Here is a 19,688-nt window from a genome sequence, read left to right on the forward strand (position 1 = left end):
GGGGTGGAATGAATATGTTATATGAAAACGGCGTAGATAAACTGCTTAGTTTAAGCAGAAATATTTCTGAATTATATCGAGAATTAAATGAAATGACCCGGATTTTAACGGATTGTAATCGAGAAAGTGTGAAGTTTGATCGGTTATATGTAAAAGAGTTACTTTGGAAGAAAGAAGATGTAATAGAGAAATATGACCAGCTACTTGTACAACTTTGTATTAACGAATGCTTTGATCTAAAAAGTGTCATTACAGGGGAATATAAGTATACATATGAAGAAGTAGAAAACATAGTTTTACAATTTAATGAAAAGTATAATGTCGCAATCTTAATTAAAGATGTGTGTAAAGAATTACAGTTCACATATGGAATTGATATGGACATAACGAGAACAACTCGGGTATCAACAGCTCAAGTATAGAAAAAGGAAAAGAAAGCAGATCCTTTGCTTTCTTTTTTTTGTGAAAATAGAGAGAGTAGGTTTAACGATGAAGGGGAAGCTACAGCATATTCATCCGCTTGGAATGAGTATTATTTTAGGGACATTGTTTGCTAGGTTTGCAACTTCAATGAGTATCCCTTTTTTAGCGATTTATTTAACGACTGTTAAAGGTGTATCAGCTGGAATGACTGGTGCTATTATCGGAACGAGTGCACTTGTTGGTGTTTTTGCTAGTTTTATCGGAGGGAATTTATCAGATCGATTTGGCCGGAAAACAATTATGCTCTGGTCCATGATCGTTTGGATTTTTGTGTTTATAGGTTTTTCACTTGCGGATCATGTTTTAAGTTTCTTTTTATTAAACGCTTTAAATGGATTATGTAGGTCGTTTTTTGAGCCAACATCAAGAGCATTATTATCAGATTTAACAAAGCCTGAGTATCGGTTACTCGTCTATAACTTACGATACGGTGCAATAAATGTTGGAGTTGCTATTGGACCAATTGTTGGATTACAGATTGGAAGTGCAAAATCAACAATTCCTTTTTTAGTAGCAGCTGGGGTATATATTCTATATACAGCTATATTAGCGTTCCAATTTAAGAAGTATCCAATGGAAAAAAAGAAAGTGAGTACAGAAAAACCTGTTACAATGTTAAATGCAATGCGTATATTGCGAAAAGATATAGTATTTTTAGTTGCTTTAGTCGGTATTATTTTGAGTAATTGCGGTTTTTCACATTTAACGACGACAGTATCTCAATATTTTGCAAATGCACATATATTTGAGGATGGGGTGAAGCTATTCTCATATATGCTCGCTTTAAATGCAATTGTTGTAGTGATTATCCAATACCCTGTTATTCAAATGTGCAAAAAGTATACACCGTTAACATCCATTATGGTTGGGACTTTATTTGTGAGCGGGGGATTATTTGGCTTTGGAATAGTAGAATCTATGCTAGGTGCTGCCGTTTGTACAATTATTTTTACAATTGGAGAAGTCTTAATGTTTTCGATGACGGATGTATTTATTGATGATATTGCTGTTGCGCATCTAAAAGGAACATACTTCGGTGCGATGGGTTTTTCGGGAATTGGAGCAGTAATAGGTCCGTGGTTTGGAGGAGTACTTCTCGATTACTACGGGTACCAAAATGGGTTTGCAGTATTTTCAGCACTAGCTATATTTTCAACTGTGGCATTTCCTGTGCTTTTAGTTACAAAAGGTTTATCGAAAAAAAGATATGATAGAAATTCTAATATAGAAATGCATGCGAAATAACATAAGCCCCAGTAACCAACTGGGGCTTAGTGTGTATTATATTAACTCTTAATTTGAAAAAAGAACTTTCTTTTCATGCTTATCAGCAACTTCATTTTTGGAAATATGAATGGCTAAATATCCATTTTCTAAGCAGGCTAGCATCTTCTTATAAATAATATTATCGGGTAAAGGAATGATCCGCTGTAAAGAAATATTATTATGAAGTATGCAAATGGTTAGGCCTGTCTTCATCTTTTTAATGACTACATTTTGTTCAGTTACATTTGGTACATCTGTTTCCAAAATGTATTCTTGTTCCGTTTCGCAAAGATCAATATGAATTTGATTTGGGAAACTAAAGTTACTACAAGAGTCAGAACAAAATTGATCCATCCATTCTTCGAAACCATCAACATGAAAAAGACAATCCTTCTTTTTCTTGCCCATGTAAGACACCCTCCGTAAAATCTCAATTCATACTATGTTATGCATGAATGAATTAGGGGTGAAGAATAAATGGAAAAATATAAACATTGTATGTGGAAAAGATAGCTAGTGTGCACTTTTTGTTTTACATATCATGATGCGCATGATGTTTTTGGCGTGAATGGTTCCGGTTTTTTACTTTATGAGATCCGCTTAATGGTTCAGGTTGTCCTTTTTTTTCTTTCGCTTCACGATTGTTTTTTCCCATTGTATGTGACACCTCCTCTTCCTCTTTAGAATGAGAGAAGTTTGCAAATTTATACGAGAATGTTTTTAGAAAAAAAGGTAAAGATAATTGGGACTAACTATTACAGAAAGGGGATTATATAATGCCATATCATAAAGATAAACAACAAGCGTTTCAAGCAGCGCAGCAAGGCGTTACACAAGCAGAAAATGCATTTAACAACATTGTGAAAAATGATCCAAACTACGGTCATGATTTAAAAGAATTACGCCAAGAGGTTCAGGAAGCATATGAACAAATTCAAAATGCACTAGAGGTAGCTTCAGAAACACAACGTCCACAACTTGAGCAATATGAAAATAATCTCCAAAATATAATGCGAAATGTAGATCGATTAGAAAAGTAAATGAGGTTGTTGTTTATTCGACAACCTTGCTGCTTTAGTAAACGTTATGCTAAAACAGAAAATTTTTCTATTAGTTTTTTCTTTGCTATGTGCAGTACATATATTTCAAGTGGAAAAAGTGGAAGCGAAAATGTTGCTCAGAAAAGAGTTAGAACCAACTGGTTATGTAACATGGGAAGTACCTAATAATGAAAAAATTATTGCAATTACATTTGATGATGGACCAGATCCAACGTATACACCACAAGTTTTAGATTTATTACGTCAATATAAGGCTGAAGCGACATTTTTTATGATTGGATTTCGAGTTCAGCGCAATCCATATTTAGTGAAACAAGTGTTAAAAGAGGGACATGAAATTGGAAATCATACGATGAATCATTTGTATGCGAGTAATTCATCAGATGAAAAATTAGAAAATGATATTTTAGATGGAAAGAAATTTTTTGAAAAATGGGTGAAAGAACCTTTGTTATTCCGTCCTCCTGGCGGATATATTAACGACGCTGTATTTAAAACAGCGAAAGAAGCTGGTTATCAAACTGTTCTATGGTCGTGGCATCAAGATCCACGTGATTGGGCAAATCCAGGGGTTGAATCCATTGTAAATCATGTAGTGAAAAATGCTAAAAGTGGCGATATTGTATTGTTACATGATGGAGGAAATGATCGTAGTCAAACGGTAGCGGCACTAGCAAAAATTTTACCTGAGCTGAAAAAGCAGGGCTATCGATTTGTAACGGTTTCGGAATTACTACGTTATAAACATTAGAAAAAATCCCAAAAGGAAAATAGACCTTTTGGGATTTTTCTTTACTGGTTCTTTTTACGTTTCTTATTATTTTGTCGCTCTGCTGGAGTTAAAGGCTCGTTTGCAAATTCTTCATTGTAACCAGTTCCTTGTCCTTGTGCAGATGCAGCATTCATTCCTGAAATAGTATGATTTGCTTTTCTTTTACCCATTTTATTTCACCTCTATAACATTTTTTGTATGTTGAATGATGAGCAGTTCATAGTATGTATGAACTGTAAGTAAACCGCTGATAGAGCACTTTACTTTATGATAATAGTATTCATAAGGAGTATGAAAGCTATTCAAATTTAGAAACATAAAGAAAACTTATGATAATCTATAAGTTTCTTATTATTTACTTATTTAGAAAGTTGTAATAAGATATTATCGTAAGGTATTGAAAAGTTTGTCTACATTTTATATTCAGACAACTTAGTCACGTTTAACAGGGGGGAAACATAATGGTCAAACATAATCCATTTCAATCACGTGCAACTTTTGAAGTAGATGGAAAAACGTATCATTATTATGATTTGAAAGCGCTTGAAAATGCAGGGGTTGGCAACGTATCTCAATTACCATATTCCGTGAAAGTTTTACTTGAATCAGTACTTCGTCAAGTAGACGGACGTGTAATCACAGAAGAGCATGTTACAAATTTAGCGAAATGGGGAACGAAAGATGTTCAAGATATCGATGTTCCATTTAAACCATCTCGTGTAATTTTACAAGATTTCACTGGTGTTCCAGCTGTTGTTGATTTGGCTTCGCTTCGTAAAGCAATGGCAGACATGGGCGGAGATCCTGACAAAATTAATCCTGAAATTACTGTAGACCTTGTAATTGACCACTCTGTACAGGTTGATAGAGCGGGTACGGCAGACGCGCTTGCATTCAACATGGACTTAGAGTTTAAACGTAATGAAGAACGTTATAAATTTTTAAGCTGGGCACAAAAATCATTTGATAACTACCGTGCGGTTCCACCAGCTACAGGTATTGTACACCAAGTAAACCTTGAATATTTAGCACCAGTTGTTCATGCTGTGAAAAATGCTGAAGGTGACTTAGTTGCATACCCAGATTCATTAGTTGGAACAGACTCACATACAACAATGATTAACGGTATCGGCGTTCTTGGATGGGGCGTTGGTGGTATTGAAGCAGAAGCAGGAATGCTTGGACAGCCTTCATACTTCCCAGTACCTGAAGTAATCGGTGTGAAATTAACTGGTACACTTCCAAGTGGTACTACAGCGACAGACGTTGCATTAAAAGTAACACAAGTATTACGTCAAAAAGGTGTAGTTGGTAAATTTGTTGAGTTCTTCGGTAATGGACTAAAGAGCATGCCTTTAGCTGACCGTGCAACAATTTCAAATATGGCACCAGAATACGGCGCAACTTGTGGATTCTTCCCAATCGATGATATTTCATTAGAATACTTACGTTTAACAGGTAGAGATGAAGAACAAATTCGCGTTGTTGAAGAATACTGTAAAGCGAACGGTTTATTCTATACAGCAGACAGTAAAGATCCAATCTATACTGATCTTGTTGAAATTGATTTAAATACAATTGAATCTAACCTTTCTGGACCGAAACGCCCACAAGATTTAATTCCACTTTCAGATATGAAAGATGCGTTCCACAAAGCTGTTGTAGCACCAGTTGGAACACAAGGACTTGGATTTAATGAGCAAGAGTTCGATAAAGAAGTGAAGGTTACATTAGAAGATAAAGAAGTAACGATGAAAACAGGTGCAATTGCAATCGCAGCAATTACAAGCTGTACAAATACATCAAACCCATACGTATTAATTGGAGCAGGTCTAGTTGCGAAGAAAGCAATTGAAAAAGGACTTGTAGTACCTGAGTATGTAAAAACATCATTAGCACCAGGATCTAAAGTTGTTACAGAGTACTTAGATAAGTCTGGTTTAACAACATATTTAGATCAATTAGGTTTCCAAACAGTTGGTTACGGCTGTACGACTTGTATCGGTAACTCTGGTCCATTAGCGCCAGAATTAGAAGAAGCAATCGCAGCAAACGACTTACTAGTAACATCTGTTTTATCTGGTAACCGTAACTTTGAAGGTCGTATTCATCCACTTGTAAAAGCAAACTACTTAGCATCACCACCACTTGTTGTGGCATATGCACTTGCAGGTACTGTTGATATTGACCTGAAAAATGATGAAATCGGTAAAGATGCAAATGGCAATGCTGTTTACTTCAACGATATTTGGCCATCAGCTAAAGAAATTGAAGATGTAGTTCAAAGCGTTGTTACATCTGAACTGTTCAAGAAAGAATATGCACAAGTATTTAACAGCAATGAGCGTTGGAATGAAATCCAAACTTCAAACGAAGCTTTATATACTTGGGATAATGATTCAACATACATTCAAAACCCACCATTCTTTGAAGGTTTATCTAAAGAACCAGGTGAAGTTGAAACGTTATCAGGCTTACGTGTAGTTGGTAAATTTGGTGACTCTGTAACGACAGACCACATTTCACCAGCAGGTTCAATCGGTAAGCACACACCAGCTGGACGTTACTTATTAGAAAACGGCGTACAACCAGTTGACTTTAACTCTTACGGTTCTCGTCGTGGTAACCATGAAGTTATGATGCGTGGTACATTCGCGAACATCCGTATTAAAAACCAAATTGCACCAGGAACAGAAGGCGGATATACAACATACTGGCCGACTGGTGAAGTAACATCAATCTATGATGCTGCTATGAAATATAAAGAAGATGGCACAGGTCTTCTAGTTGTTGCTGGTAAAGATTATGGTATGGGAAGTTCTCGTGACTGGGCTGCGAAAGGTACTAACTTATTAGGTATTAAAGCAGTAATCGCAGAAAGCTTCGAACGTATTCACCGCAGTAACTTAGTGTTAATGGGTGTATTACCACTTCAATTTAAAGATGGCGAAAGTGCTGAAACGTTAGGTCTTGTTGGTAACGAGTCATTTGAAATTCAAATCGACAAATCAGTTAGACCACGTGATCTTGTAAAAGTAGTTGCAACTGATTTAGATGGCAACGAAAAACAATTTGAAGTAGTAGCTCGTTTCGATAGTGAAGTTGAAATTGATTACTACCGTCACGGTGGTATTCTGCAAATGGTTCTTCGTGAGAAAATTGAAGAATCAAAAGTGTCGAACTAAATAATTGAAATGAACAATAAGGAAGCTAACAATAGTTAGCTTCCTTATTTTATGGAAAGGGATGAAACCATTTGGTTTCATCCCTTTCTTTTTACTATAAAAATGGAGGAAACGTCATGACAGAGTATAAAAGAATATTGTTGCCGTTACGACAAGAGAAAATATTAGTAATAGCAGCTGTATGTAGTGGGATAATTGCTGCCATTTTAAACTTATCACGCCCAATTTTCATGGGATTAATTGTAGACAATCTTATTCAAAGAGAGCTAAAAGGTGCGTATTTATATAGCTTTGTTTGCGGGTAGTCGCTTTTTAATGTGGGCGAACAATCTTTTATTTGATTATATAAGTTCAAAAGCGAGTCAACGTATATTACAAACGAAACGTATAGAATTATTGCGTCACTATTTCTCATTACCGTTTGAAGAGAGTGAGAAGATTAAGCAAGGAGAGTTAGAAACTTTGGTCGTGTCTGATATTCCGAACTGGGTCAGATTATATGGCTCTATATTAATAGAATATATACACGCTATTGCCCAATTTATTGGAGCTTTCATAGCACTACAACATATAGATATACAGTTTATATTGTGGGTAACTCCGTTTTTATTTTTAAGTACAATTGTTCCAATACTGATGGGAGAAAAGGTAAGAGATATTGCAAGCGTTGCTCAAAAAAATCACTCAAGTGTTGTAGAGATGGTGTCACAGTTTGTAAAGGGGATACAAGATTTGCGGAGTTTACAAAAAGAAAAATGGGCAATTCGCTTATTTAAAAGAGTAACGGCACAATCGTATAAATCGGAAGTAAAGAAGACGATGATGCAACATTGTATTGGAGTAGTTGGAACGGTGATTGAAACAGGAGCATATATCCTTGTTCTCATTATAGGTGCACAAAAAATAATGAGGGGAGAAATAGAAGTTGGTTCACTCATTGCAGTGTTAGCGACAATTGAGATGCTCTTTTTCCCTGTCCGTTATGTGGGCGATTTATTAATAATGACACAAGTTGCAGTCGCTTCGGCAAATAGAACTTTTTGCTTTTTAAATAAACGAGCAGCAGATAACAATGTAGAAAGAGCGATGGGTATCAGGATAACAAATGTTTCATTTCAGGAGAATGACGAAGAGAAATGCAGAATTCATAATATTGATTTGCAAATTCGTCCTGGTGAACTCGTTATTATTGCGGGAGAAAGCGGTGCAGGAAAAACAACGCTTTTAAAGTTAATAACGGGCTTGTATAAACCATCTAACGGTAGCATTGCTTATTATGGTAATGAAGCTCGTATGACTACAGTGTGGCAAGAACCACGTTTTTTCCGAACGACGGTAACAGAGAATATGTATTTCGGGGAAGAGTGTTTAGAAAATCAGTTAGAAAAAAATAGTGAACTTATAAATGTAACGCCGATTATTAGAGGGTTACCTGAAGGGAGTCAAACTGTGCTACATAAAAGCGGTGAAGAGTTTTCAGGAGGCGAAAGAAAACGTCTTGCATTATTACGAGCAATTGGTTCAAATCCGAATCTTATTATTTTAGATGAACCGACTGCGGGGTTAGATCCGAGTAATCAAGAAACTGTTTGGAATATGATTGAAGGACTGGGAATAGATGTAACGAGAATTGTGGCAACACATGATGTAGAGAAAGTGATACTAGCGGATCGTGTTGTCATAATGAGAGAAGGAAGTATTGTTGCATGTGGAAGTCCTGAAAAATTAATAAATAGTCATTCATTTTGAAAGAGATGTGAATAAAGATAAGAGCAGTGCCCTTATCTTTATTCAACATCATTTATTTGATATTGGATAGATTCTGAATGATTTAGATCTACGTTAAAAGTAGCAGTCATAAGGAAAGTTGCAATTCCAAGGATTAAGAAAAGGACGAATGAGACTAGAGAGATGTAAAGACAAATACGCCCTACTTTCTTTTTTTCAAGATCGTTACTAAAGAGTGAAATGATCCATGTAATAATACCGATTGGGTATAAAAGAAAACTAAGAATATATAATGTTATTTTTTCGAATGAATTCATAAAAAATCCCCCTTTTGTTGAAGTTTATATAACTACGAAAGTAAAAAGGTGAATGGGCCCATAAGAAGATAAACAACACTTCATCTGTTTTTCTAATTATATGATAAAAAGGAAAAGATTACACTTCAAATGAGAATATTCTAATTATTTCGACTCTGAATATTTCCAAGCTTGTCCGTATAAGCTAAAATAAGGTATATAGTATTTTGATGAATGTGTTAAAAGAAGATAATACGTTAGGGTGATATAAAATGTGGCGGAAGCTTACGATTATTGTAGTGTTACTTTGTTTAGCGGGATATGCAGCTTATGAACAGTTTGGTAATAAAGAGCAGGCGGTAAAAGTGAAGCAAGAAAAAAGTGAAGCTGCGATGAAAGAGATTATCGCAAGGAATGGTATTGAAATAGGGAAGAGTGCGCCAGACTTCGAATTAACGAAGTTAGATGGAACGAATGTAAAGCTATCAGATTTAAAAGGAAAGAAAGTGATTTTAAACTTTTGGGCAACGTGGTGTGGACCTTGCCAACAAGAAATGCCTGATATGGAGGCTTTCTATAAAGAACATAAAGAGAACGTAGAAATTTTAGCGGTCAATTATACGCCTTCAGAAAAAGGTGGGGGGGAAGAGAAGGTAAGCAATTTTATTAAAGAAAAAGGAATTACTTTTCCTGTTTTATTGGACAAGAACATTGATGTGACAACAGCGTATAAAGTAATTACGATTCCAACTTCGTATTTTATAGATACAAAAGGTGTCATTCAAGATAAGTTTATTGGGCCGATGACACAAAAAGAGATGGAGAAAAGAGTTGCTAAATTAAAATAATGGTGAAAAGGTAGAGGTGGAGAGTTCCCATTTCTGCCTTTTCTTTTTCAAGTAGTAATCACTTCATGATATGATGTAAGAAATATAACCGTTTAGAGATAAAGGAGTGTATGGAGTGGGGAATGTATCCTTACCGTTAGATTATGTTGTAATTGATTTTGAAACAACAGGATTTAACCCTTATAATGATAAAATTATTCAAGTTGCAGCAGTGAAATATCGTAATCATGAATTAGTAGATCAATTTGTTTCATACGTGAATCCAGAGCGGCCAATTCCGGACCGAATAACGAGTTTAACAGGTATTACTAATTATCGCGTTTCAGATGCACCGACGATTGAAGAAGTGTTACCTTTATTTTTAGCATTTTTACATACAAATGTTATTGTGGCCCATAATGCTTCTTTTGATATGCGCTTTTTGAAAAGTAATGTAAATATGCTTGGGTTGCCTGAACCTAAAAATAAAGTAATTGATACTGTATTTTTAGCGAAGAAATACATGAAGCATGCGCCTAATCATAAACTTGAAACGTTAAAACGAATGCTTGGAATTCGTTTAAGCTCTCATAATGCATTTGACGATTGCATTACGTGTGCTGCTGTTTATCAAAAGTGTGTAGCTATTGAAGAAGAAGGGAAACGAAAAGTAAATAAGGCTATGCTTGATGAAACTGCGGTATATGAAGCGGTGAAAGAAATACTTGCATGTAATAAACGGAATGTAGAATGGCTACGTTGTATGAACGTAGGAAGTTATTTAGATATAAAAGCTTTTTATCCAGTTATGAGAGTAAAGGTAAAAGGGCGAAAGAAATATGTATTAACAGAGATATTAGAAGAAGATGTGAAAGAAATATGTACAAGCTTAAAATGTGAACCAGCGTTAAAAAGTGAAGTTGGTAATACGAGAATTATGCTTAATAGCTTAGAGGATGTTATGAGATTAGAAAGTTATATTTTAGAACAGTATGATTTTGTATTACAGGCGCTTCATGATTATAAAGAAAATGAAATGAATGCAGATGAAAAGTTGAAAGAGTATTTAAATATTATGGTATGAAAAACTCCGTGTGCAATATATTGTACACGGAGTTTTTTTAGGAGTACTAAAACATAAAATTTTCTTGCAAATCTGATTAAAGAGTTTTTTGTTTGCTCATACTATGTAATAAGAAAGCGAAGGAGAGAGGGTGAACAACATGAGAAGAAGTCGCCGTAAATCGTTTGAAGAACTTGTAAATGAAAATAAACAACAATTATTAAGCGATCGTGAGGCAATTGATCGCATTGAAGAGCGCATTGAAAAACGTTATGAAATGAAACTTTTTAAGCAAGCTGAATAATTCTTAACACTAGTACGATACTAGTGTTAAGGAGGCGATAGTAATGGGTAATCCGAAAAAAAATTCAAAAGACTTTGCACCGAATCATATTGGAACACAATCAAAAAAAGCTGGTGGAAATAAAGGAAAGCAAATGCAAGATCAAACAGGTAAACAACCGATTGTTGATAATGGTTAAAGAAAAGGAGAATATTACATTCTCCTTTTTTATGTATAAATTTGAGGAAAGATAGGTAATTTAAGATGGTGTGTATATACAATATTAGGAGGGAAGTACATGCCAAATCCAGATAATCGAAGTGACAACGCTGAAAAGTTACAAGAAATGGTGCAAAATACAGTTGATAACTTTAATGAAGCAAAAGAAACAGCGGAACTTTCTAATGAAAAAGATCGTGCTGCTATTGAAGCAAAAAATCAAAGACGTTTAGAAAGTATTGACTCATTAAAAAGTGAAATCAAAGATGAATCTTAACAAAATGTACAAAAAGGGCTGACTTTTGTCAGCCCTTTTTCGTAATCGTAAAATTTTCAACGAGTAAACGCCAATTTTGTGGGAATGGTAAACCGATTTTCCAGTAACTAATACCACCTATACCTTGTTCTTTCATTAAATTGAATTTACTTTGAACAGACCGTGAATCTTCAAACCAAACTTCGTGTTGCACGCCGTTTTCATCAAAATAATTAAAATGAGGAGCTTGGGCTGTGAAATCATAACGAATAGGGACATTATATTTACGAGCTAGTGCAACAGCTGCGACAGAGCTAATTGCTTTTGCGGGTGGATTTCCTTGTTTAAATGGAAGCTTCCAATCAAACCCGTATAAATTTTGCCCCATCATAATTTTTTGTGGAGGCATTTGAGATTTTGCATATTGAAGTACTTCTTTCACTGGACCGATAGGAGAAATCGCCATCGGTGGACCGCCTTGCCATCCCCAGTCATATGTCATAATGACGACGAAATCAACAATTTGCCCTTGCGCTTTATAATCGTGAGCTTCGAAAAATTTTCCCTTTTGATTTGAACTTGTTTTCGGTACGAGAGTTGTGCTCAATGTGTACCCGCTAGGTAAGCGTGTTTTTACATTTCGTAAAAAGCGATTATACGCCTCGCGGTCTTCAGGTGCTACACTCTCGAAATCGAAATGAATGTCTCGCATGCCATATTTTTGAGCTGTTTGCAAAATGTTAGTAATAAATTTGTTTTGAATCGTTGCGTCGCGTAAAATAACTGATGTTAGATCGGCACTGAAATTACCATTTTCAATATTTGTAATAACGAGCATAGGGATTGTTTTACCTTGCGTTGCAATATTAGCAATTTTAGCTGTTTCAGTAGGTTCTTTTAATGTGCCATCTCTTTTTGCCTCAAAACTAAAATAGGCTAAGTATGTTAAAAATGGATTGATGGCGCGTGTCGCATTAACTAAACTCTCTTTAATCGGTATAGTTGAAGGTTGTAAATAAGCGATGGATTCTACAGCTCGTTTTGTGCCTTTTGGTACATATAATTGTTGTCCGACATGGAGAATAGATTTTAAAGATAAATTATTAACTTTAGCTAAACTAGCGAGGGGGACATTATATGTTTGAGAAATTCGATATAGGCTGTCACCAGGCTGTACATAATAATTATTCCCTTTCGTATTAACGATAAGTGCCTGACCAACAACGAGCGTTTCAGCTGGATTTAATCCATTGTCTTTTACTATTTCGTCAGGTGTTGATCCATATTTTGATGCCAAGCTATATACGCTATCACCACTACGAACCGTTACAATTTGAATCATATGCTGGCTCCTTTCGGGAAAAGATTCACTATTTTTATTTTATTTTTGATGTCACTGTATTATGATTAAATGTATGCAAGGTAGCAGAAGTGAAAGAAGGCGAATACATATGTTTGTAGCAGAACATGAAGTTGAAATCCGTTATGCGGAAACAGATCAAATGGGTGTTGTTTACCATTCAAACTACTTAGTGTGGCTTGAGTTAGGTCGCACGAAACTTATACAAGATTTAGGTTTTTCATATGTTGAAATGGAGAAAGAAGGAATTATTTCTCCTGTGTTAGATTTACAAATTTCATACCGTAAAGCGATGCGTTACGGAGAAAAAGCAATCGTAAAAACATGGGTAGATACTGTGAGCCCACTTCGCGTTGTATATGGATATGAAATATATAATGGTGATGGTGAACTGTGTATTACTGCAAGCACAACGAATATTTGTGCGAAAAAAGAAGGGTTCCGCCCTGTATCATTTAAAAAGTTGTATCCTGAGTGGTATGCGAAATATGAGGAAATTAAGAAAAAATAAAAAAGCGTGGCAGAAGCCACGTTTTTTTATTTTTCATAATTAAATTGTGGGAAGTCGTCACCTTCGTTAAGTGTAACAGATAAATTATGTCCATCGAAGAACCATTCATCATCGCCTTCAATAAAGAAATTAATACCTTCTTCTTGAATTTGAACAGCAGGATGTGCAGGATCATCTTTACGAATACCTAAAGAAAGTCCTTTTTGCACAGTACTGCAACCACCGTATTGTACGAAAAAGCGTAGTGTTTCATTTGATTGTAAGTTTAATTCAGTTTTATACCATTGTGCTGCTTCTTTTGTTACGGAAAGATTCATGTATAGTTCCTCCAAATTATGTTGCTTTTTCTTTAGTATAAAAAATAACGCAAAAAGACGCTATTAATATGCTTCACGTTTTCTTTTTGCGTTATGTGGGTTACGATCTTATTTTTGCTTTTTTGAAAAGTTTGCTTTTGGTTCAGTTTTATTTATAATTCGTCCGATATTTGCACGGTGTTTATAAATAACCATACCTGCTAATAAACACATCGCAATAATGAAGATTTTATCCCCGCTAACAATGGATGCAATAACAGCAACAACTGCTGTTACCATAGAAGAAAGTGATACGTATCTTGTTGTAAATAAAAGGGTGAAAAATACAACAGCCAATATTGCAAAAACAACTGGTGAATAGCATAATAGCACCCCAGCAGAAGTTGCAACTGCTTTACCACCGCGGAATTTCGCGAAGATTGGATAGACATGTCCAAGAACAGCCGCTAACCCGAACCATAGTGGATGAATATCTAACCCGAAAATCATTGGTAGACTTGTTGCTAATGTCCCTTTTAAAATGTCAGCAATTGTAACGGTAAAACCTGCTTTTTTCCCTAATGTGCGGAATGTGTTTGTTCCGCCTAGATTACCGCTCCCGTGCTCACGAATATCGATTCCGTAGCCGATTTTTCCAACAACTAGTGCAAATGGAATCGAGCCAAGTAAGTAGGCAACGATAAATAAAAGATATGTAGTAACCATAAGTTCAGTCTCCTTTATTCAAATGTGTTGATAAAGGGTAAAAAGAGTTTTTCCCGTATATTGTACCATACATTTGTAAAGAGCACATTTCTTTTTTGTAAATGAAAAATTCATTATTTCGTGAAAAAAATTTCACAGTAATGTTACATTTCTCACAGAAACAGTAAGACTATATGTAGTAACATTTTAATCAAAAGATAACAACATATTGGTGGAGGGTTATAAATGTTACAAAATAATACACGTGGAGAAGAAGAATTAATGAAAGTGTTTGAGACAATAGTCCACGGCAATGAACAAGATTTGATGCAAGAAAATGCAAATGTAGACGGCCGCTCTCCAATGGGCGTAATGGGAACGTTCGCATCTGAGAGTGCAAAATATTATGCTGTTGAGAATTTATTGTCAGATCAAGTGAAAAAAGCCATAAATGAAAATATATTATATCCACATGATTTAGATTTTTATGCAACAGGAACGACGACTTGTTCACAAATTCCGTTAGCGCAAATGCTTGCTAATGGTTTTCATACTGGACATGGACATATGAGACAACCGCAAGACATTAAAAGTGCATTGGCTCTTTCGTCTATTATTTTTCAAGCGAATCAAAATATGCAGCATGGTGGTCAATCGTTTGCACTCTTTGATATTGATTTAGCACCTTATGTACGAAAAACAATTGAGAGACATAAAAAACGATTACAATCATATCCGCTTACGAAAGAACAAATAGAAGAATTTGCATGGGAAGAAACGGAAAATGATACGTATCAAGCGTGTGAGGCTTTCGTTCATAATTCGAATAGTATGCATAGTAGGGGCGGAGGACAAGTACCGTTTATTTCTATTAATTATGGAACAGATACATCAAAAGAAGGAAGAATGTTAATTAAACAACTTTTAAAAGCGACACAAGCTGGACTTGGTAAAGGGGAGACACCGATTTTTCCGATTCAAATTTTCAAGATGAAAAAAGGTGTGAATTTTGAAGAAAGTGATCCGAACTACGATTTATTTGAATTAGCATTAGAGACAACGGCTGAACGATTGTTCCCTAACTTTTCATTTTTAGATGCTCCGTTTAATGCAGTACATTATGATGGAAGACCAGAAAGTGAAGTATGTTACATGGGATGTCGTACCCGTGTTATGTCTAATATACATGGAGAAGAAACAGCGATTGGTAGAGGGAATTTATCATTTACGTCTATTAATTTAGTGAAATTAGCGTTAATTAGTGGTTCAAAAGAAGCGTTTTTTGAAGCGCTAAACTATTATTTAGATTTAGGAATTAAGCAGTTATTAGAAAGATTTGCGTATCAATGTACGAAGCGAGCAAGAGATTTTCAGTTTTTATATTCACAAGGTGTATGGCGTGGTGGAGAAACGTTGCAGCCTGAAGACTCCGTAGCCTCGATTTTAAAACAAGGGACGTTAAGTATTGGTTTTATCGGTCTTGCGGAATGTTTAGTAGCTTTAACAGGAAAGCATCATGGGGAAGATGAAGAATCATGGAAACTTGGGTATGAAATTATTTCCTTTATGAGAGATAGAATGGATAAAGCGACAGAAGAACATCAACTGAATTTCTCAGTAATTGCAACTCCAGCAGAAGGATTATCAGGGAAGTTTGTGAAAAAAGATAGAAAAGAATTTGGCGTGATTAGCGGTATAACGAACCATAATTACTATACGAATTCATTCCATATTCCAGTTTATTATAACATTCAAGCGATAAATAAAATCCGTTTAGAAGGCCCGTTTCATGCTCTATGTAACGGGGGACATATTACTTATATTGAACTAGACGGAGCAGCAATGCATAACAAAAAGGCATTAAAACAAATTGTACAAGCCATGGCAGAACATGGCGTTGGATACGGTTCAATTAATCATCCTGTTGACCGTTGTAAGTGCTGTAGTTATCACGGGGTTATTGGGAATGAATGTCCAAGTTGCGGGAATGAAGATGAGGCTAATATAGAAAGAATTCGCCGTATAACAGGCTATCTTGTAGGAGATATGTCGAAGTGGAATAGTGCGAAACGTAGTGAAGAGATAGATCGGGTGAAACATAAATGAAAGTGATGAATATTATTCATGATAGTGTAGTAGATGGAGAAGGGTTGCGGACAGTCGTGTTTTTTGCGGGCTGTCCGCATCGTTGCGTTGGTTGCCACAATCCGAAATCGTGGAATATTTGCAACGGAACGGAAATGACAGTAGAAGAAATTGTGAAAGAGATTGCAAGTAATCCATTAACTGATGTAACATTTTCAGGTGGAGATCCATTTTTTCAAGCTGCTGAAGTGAAAAAGGTAGCAAAAATCGTGAAAGATTTGAAAAAAAACCTATGGATGTATACAGGTTATACGTTAGAAGAGATACAGAGTTCTCAAAATAATGATATGATAGAGTTGTTACATTATGGGGATGTTTTAGTCGATGGAAGGTTTGAAATTGAGGAAAAAGATTTAACACTTCCATTTCGCGGAAGCTCCAATCAACGTATTATTCGATTGAAAGAGTAAAAAGGCGGGATAGATTATATGAACAAAACGGTATTGCTTGTTGAAGATGAAAGAAGATTACGTGAAATTGTTAGTGATTATTTTCGTAATGAAGGCTTTGAAGTAATCGAAGCAGAAGATGGAAAAAAAGCGTTAGAGTTATTTGCAGAGCATGAAATTGATTTAATTATGTTAGATATTATGTTACCGGAAATAGATGGATGGTCTGTTTGTAGAAGAATTAGAAAAGAATCAGCAGTACCAATTATTATGTTGACAGCACGTTCGGATGAGGATGATACATTGCTAGGTTTCGAATTAGGTGCAGACGAGTATGTAACGAAACCATTTAGCCCGAAAGTATTAGTAGCTCGTGCAAAGACGTTATTGAAACGTGCGGATGGTGCGGTAGGAGTAGCGGAAGAAAATGCTATGTCTTTAGCTGGAATAGAAGTGAATCGTCTATCTAGAACTGTTTTAGTAGATGGAGAAGAAATTATATTGACACATAAAGAATTTGAACTTCTTGTGTATTTAATGGAGAACAAAGGAATTGTGTTATCACGTCAACATTTATTAGACCAGTTATGGGGATATGACTATTACGGTGATGACCGAACGGTTGATACCCATATTAAAAAACTTCGAAATAAGCTAGGAGATAAAGCGAAGCATATCGGTACTGTTATTCGAGTTGGTTATAAATTTGAAGAATAATCTAGAACGATTTGTGTAATTTAGCCTAGGGAAATGGTAATTTTATACTCTCTTTTGAAGGTAAAATGTACAAAAAATACTTTTTTTGTCTACAATGTTAGATAAGTGTATTTTTTTAATTGGATTTCACGATGAGTTCACAAGAAGGACACAAAACGTGACTATACTGAAAATACGAATTCACCAGAGAGGGGAAATAAAACATGGGATATTACGACGGACCAAATTTAAATGAAGAGCATAGTGAAACGAGAGAAGTGAGAAAATCAGGTAGTAAAAAAGGCTATTTCTTCACAGGTTTAGTGGGAGCTGTAGTCGGAGCGGTTTCGATTAGTTTTGCAGCACCATATATGCCATGGGCTCAAAATAATGGAGCGCCAGTATCATCATTTAGTTCGGATTCAAAAGTAGAAGGTACTGTAGTTCCTGTTGTAAATAAAGCGAAAAATGAAACTGATTTACCTGGTATGATTGAAGGGGCGAAAGATGTTGTTGTAGGTGTTATTAATATGCAACAAAGTGTTGATCCATTTGCAATGCAACCGACAGGTCAAGAACAACAAGCCGGTTCAGGATCAGGTGTTATTTATAAAAAAGCAGGGAATAAAGCATATATTGTAACAAACAACCACGTAGTAGATGGAGCAAATAAACTTGCTGTGAAGCTGAGCGACGGAAAGCAAGTTGATGCGAAATTAGTTGGTAAGGACCCTTGGTTAGACTTAGCAGTTGTTGAAATTGATGGATCTAATGTAAATAAAGTTGCCACTTTAGGTGATTCAAGTAAACTTCGTGCGGGTGAAAAAGCAATTGCAATCGGTAATCCACTTGGATTTGATGGAAGTGTAACGGAAGGTATAATCAGTAGTAAAGAACGCGAAATTCCGGTTGATATTGATGGGGATAAACGACCAGATTGGCAAGCACAAGTTATTCAAACGGATGCAGCGATTAATCCAGGTAATAGTGGTGGTGCATTATTTAACCAAAATGGTGAAATAATTGGGATTAATTCAAGTAAAATTGCACAACAAGAAGTTGAAGGAATTGGATTTGCTATTCCAATTAACATCGCAAAACCAGTTATTGAATCTCTTGAAAAAGATGGAGTAGTAAAACGTCCAGCTCTTGGAGTAGGTGTTGTTTCACTAGAAGATGTGCAAGCTTATGCAGTCAATCAATTGAAAGTACCGAAAGACGTAACAAACGGCGTTGTATTAGGTAAAATTTACCCAATATCACCAGCTGAAAAAGCTGGTTTAGAGCAATATGATATTGTAGTAGCATTAGATAATCAAAAAGTAGAGAATGCTCTTCAATTCCGTAAATATTTATATGAAAAGAAAAAAGTAGGCGAGAAAGTAGAAGTTACATTCTACCGTAACGGTCAAAAAATGACGAAATCGGCTACTTTAGCAGATAATTCAGCTACAAAGAATCAATAATCGAAATAAAAGAAAGTCTCTTTCATATTGAAAGAGACTTTCTTTATCGGCTATACTAAAGGAATAGGAGGGATTAATTATGACAATTGAAAACCCAACTCGTACGGAAATTGGTGAAGTGTTAAAGAAAAGCAAAACAATTGCGGTTGTTGGATTATCAGATAAGCCAGAACGTACATCGTATATGGTTTCAAAAGCAATGCAAGATGCTGGATACCGCATTATTCCAGTTAATCCAACAGTAGATGAGGTGCTCGGAGAAAAGGCAGTTTCTTCACTAAAGGATATTAAGGAACACGTTGACATTGTAAATGTATTTCGTCGCTCAGAGTTTTTAATGGATGTTGCAAAAGAATTTGTAGAGATTGATGCAGATGTTTTTTGGGCACAATTAGGAGTACAAGATGAGGATACATATAAACTTTTAAAAGAAAAAGACTATACTGTAATAATGGATCGTTGTATTAAAGTAGAACATGCGATGACAAAATAGTATAGATTTAAAAGTAGAAAGATTGATTCAGCCCTCATTATAGATAAGTAGGGCCGATGAACGAGGTGTTCATCATGAGATTTTTTAAAGGCTGTTTTTGGGGATTGTTATTTGTAATCCCATTTTGGATCTTGATCATTTGGATCATAATAAAGGTTTGGAATGTGTAATCTTGGAATACATATCCA

The 19,688-nt window shown here is 35.5% G+C and carries 23 protein-coding genes and 1 pseudogene; 17 read left to right on the forward strand and 7 right to left on the reverse strand.

Annotated features, from left to right (window positions below; all coding sequences use genetic code 11):
• Positions 1-14: 14 nt before the first annotated feature.
• The gene (locus ACTFP3_RS08830) at positions 15-422 is read left to right on the forward strand and encodes a hypothetical protein (RefSeq protein WP_000965149.1); all 408 of its coding nucleotides are present in this window, start codon (positions 15-17) and stop codon (positions 420-422) included.
• A 67-nt stretch (positions 423-489) separates the two neighbouring features.
• Complete coding sequence (locus ACTFP3_RS08835; protein WP_000676812.1) at positions 490-1,728, forward strand: MDR family MFS transporter; 1,239 nt, start codon at positions 490-492, stop codon at positions 1,726-1,728.
• 48 nt (positions 1,729-1,776) lie between these two features.
• Here ACTFP3_RS08835 and ACTFP3_RS08840 read toward each other — a convergent pair whose 3' ends face one another.
• Together ACTFP3_RS08840 and ACTFP3_RS08845 are read right to left on the reverse strand one after the other, a co-directional pair.
• Positions 1,777-2,157, reverse strand: a complete 381-nt coding sequence (locus ACTFP3_RS08840; protein ID WP_000516748.1) for an Hsp20 family protein — start codon at positions 2,155-2,157, stop codon at positions 1,777-1,779.
• 124 nt (positions 2,158-2,281) lie between these two features.
• A complete protein-coding gene (locus ACTFP3_RS08845; RefSeq protein WP_000517649.1) occupies positions 2,282-2,404 on the reverse strand; it encodes a small acid-soluble spore protein P in 123 nt (40 codons plus the stop codon).
• Positions 2,405-2,525: 121 nt separating this feature from the next.
• On the opposite strand from ACTFP3_RS08845, the gene ACTFP3_RS08850 reads away from it, so the two are divergent.
• Entirely contained in the window at positions 2,526-2,789 is a 264-nt protein-coding gene (locus tag ACTFP3_RS08850; RefSeq protein WP_001146296.1) for a hypothetical protein, read from the forward strand.
• A 46-nt stretch (positions 2,790-2,835) separates the two neighbouring features.
• Complete coding sequence (pdaB, locus tag ACTFP3_RS08855) at positions 2,836-3,561, forward strand: polysaccharide deacetylase family sporulation protein PdaB (RefSeq protein ID WP_061665781.1); 726 nt, start codon at positions 2,836-2,838, stop codon at positions 3,559-3,561.
• A gap of 41 nt (positions 3,562-3,602) precedes the next feature.
• Here the strand turns inward: pdaB and sspO are convergent, their stop codons facing one another.
• Entirely contained in the window at positions 3,603-3,752 is a 150-nt protein-coding gene (gene sspO, locus ACTFP3_RS08860) for an acid-soluble spore protein SspO (RefSeq protein WP_000518057.1), read from the reverse strand.
• Positions 3,753-4,043: 291 nt separating this feature from the next.
• On the opposite strand from sspO, the gene acnA reads away from it, so the two are divergent.
• Together acnA and ACTFP3_RS08870 are read left to right on the forward strand one after the other, a co-directional pair.
• Positions 4,044-6,767: an aconitate hydratase AcnA gene (gene acnA, locus ACTFP3_RS08865; protein WP_000238564.1), complete on the forward strand. Its 2,724-nt coding sequence runs from the start codon at positions 4,044-4,046 to the stop codon at positions 6,765-6,767.
• Positions 6,768-6,883: 116 nt separating this feature from the next.
• Positions 6,884-8,516: pseudogene (locus ACTFP3_RS08870) on the forward strand (ABC transporter ATP-binding protein).
• Between the two features lie 38 nt (positions 8,517-8,554).
• Here ACTFP3_RS08870 and ACTFP3_RS08875 read toward each other — a convergent pair.
• A complete protein-coding gene (locus tag ACTFP3_RS08875) occupies positions 8,555-8,812 on the reverse strand; it encodes a hypothetical protein (RefSeq protein WP_001083876.1) in 258 nt (85 codons plus the stop codon).
• Between the two features lie 251 nt (positions 8,813-9,063).
• Here ACTFP3_RS08875 and ACTFP3_RS08880 point away from each other — a divergent pair, with 251 nt between their 5' ends.
• From ACTFP3_RS08880 to tlp, 5 genes are all read left to right on the forward strand, one after another.
• Positions 9,064-9,639: a redoxin domain-containing protein gene (locus ACTFP3_RS08880; protein WP_000269085.1), complete on the forward strand. Its 576-nt coding sequence runs from the start codon at positions 9,064-9,066 to the stop codon at positions 9,637-9,639.
• A gap of 115 nt (positions 9,640-9,754) precedes the next feature.
• Entirely contained in the window at positions 9,755-10,702 is a 948-nt protein-coding gene (locus tag ACTFP3_RS08885; RefSeq protein ID WP_000528764.1) for a 3'-5' exonuclease, read from the forward strand.
• Positions 10,703-10,841: 139 nt separating this feature from the next.
• A complete protein-coding gene (locus ACTFP3_RS08890; RefSeq protein WP_001254703.1) occupies positions 10,842-10,985 on the forward strand; it encodes an FbpB family small basic protein in 144 nt (47 codons plus the stop codon).
• A 43-nt stretch (positions 10,986-11,028) separates the two neighbouring features.
• The gene (sspN, locus tag ACTFP3_RS08895) at positions 11,029-11,163 is read left to right on the forward strand and encodes an acid-soluble spore protein SspN (RefSeq protein ID WP_000527987.1); all 135 of its coding nucleotides are present in this window, start codon (positions 11,029-11,031) and stop codon (positions 11,161-11,163) included.
• A gap of 99 nt (positions 11,164-11,262) precedes the next feature.
• Entirely contained in the window at positions 11,263-11,460 is a 198-nt protein-coding gene (tlp, locus tag ACTFP3_RS08900; RefSeq protein ID WP_001133511.1) for a small acid-soluble spore protein Tlp, read from the forward strand.
• 28 nt (positions 11,461-11,488) lie between these two features.
• On the opposite strand, the gene ACTFP3_RS08905 is transcribed toward tlp, so the two are convergent.
• Complete coding sequence (locus tag ACTFP3_RS08905) at positions 11,489-12,781, reverse strand: glycosyl hydrolase family 18 protein (protein ID WP_000614858.1); 1,293 nt, start codon at positions 12,779-12,781, stop codon at positions 11,489-11,491.
• A gap of 109 nt (positions 12,782-12,890) precedes the next feature.
• Between ACTFP3_RS08905 and ACTFP3_RS08910 the strand changes: the two genes are divergently transcribed.
• Positions 12,891-13,310, forward strand: coding sequence for an acyl-CoA thioesterase (locus ACTFP3_RS08910; protein WP_000495812.1), 420 nt, complete (start codon positions 12,891-12,893; stop codon positions 13,308-13,310).
• A 26-nt stretch (positions 13,311-13,336) separates the two neighbouring features.
• Here the strand turns inward: ACTFP3_RS08910 and ACTFP3_RS08915 are convergent, their stop codons facing one another.
• Positions 13,337-13,627 (reverse strand): HesB/YadR/YfhF family protein, encoded by a 291-nt coding sequence (locus tag ACTFP3_RS08915; RefSeq protein ID WP_001054455.1) that lies wholly within the window; start codon positions 13,625-13,627, stop codon positions 13,337-13,339.
• A 108-nt stretch (positions 13,628-13,735) separates the two neighbouring features.
• Complete coding sequence (plsY, locus tag ACTFP3_RS08920; protein ID WP_000258974.1) at positions 13,736-14,332, reverse strand: glycerol-3-phosphate 1-O-acyltransferase PlsY; 597 nt, start codon at positions 14,330-14,332, stop codon at positions 13,736-13,738.
• A gap of 225 nt (positions 14,333-14,557) precedes the next feature.
• Here plsY and ACTFP3_RS08925 point away from each other — a divergent pair, with 225 nt between their 5' ends.
• From ACTFP3_RS08925 to ACTFP3_RS08945, 5 genes are all read left to right on the forward strand, one after another.
• Positions 14,558-16,417, forward strand: coding sequence for an anaerobic ribonucleoside triphosphate reductase (locus ACTFP3_RS08925; protein ID WP_000940063.1), 1,860 nt, complete (start codon positions 14,558-14,560; stop codon positions 16,415-16,417).
• Positions 16,414-16,866 (forward strand): anaerobic ribonucleoside-triphosphate reductase activating protein, encoded by a 453-nt coding sequence (gene nrdG / locus ACTFP3_RS08930; protein ID WP_000867076.1) that lies wholly within the window; start codon positions 16,414-16,416, stop codon positions 16,864-16,866. Before ACTFP3_RS08925 ends, nrdG begins: the two co-directional genes overlap by 4 nt.
• Before the next feature lie 18 nt (positions 16,867-16,884).
• Positions 16,885-17,562 carry a response regulator transcription factor gene (locus ACTFP3_RS08935; RefSeq protein ID WP_001044679.1) on the forward strand — a complete coding sequence of 226 codons (678 nt, stop codon included), beginning with the start codon at positions 16,885-16,887 and terminating at the stop codon, positions 17,560-17,562.
• A gap of 203 nt (positions 17,563-17,765) precedes the next feature.
• Positions 17,766-19,007, forward strand: a complete 1,242-nt coding sequence (locus ACTFP3_RS08940; protein ID WP_000542645.1) for a S1C family serine protease — start codon at positions 17,766-17,768, stop codon at positions 19,005-19,007.
• Between the two features lie 79 nt (positions 19,008-19,086).
• Positions 19,087-19,500, forward strand: a complete 414-nt coding sequence (locus ACTFP3_RS08945) for a CoA-binding protein (RefSeq protein ID WP_000151390.1) — start codon at positions 19,087-19,089, stop codon at positions 19,498-19,500.
• The last annotated feature ends 188 nt before the right edge of the window (positions 19,501-19,688 follow it).

The sequence above is a fragment of the Bacillus cereus group sp. MYBK5-2 genome (genome assembly GCF_051915685.1).
Classification (GTDB): domain Bacteria; phylum Bacillota; class Bacilli; order Bacillales; family Bacillaceae_G; genus Bacillus_A; species Bacillus_A cereus.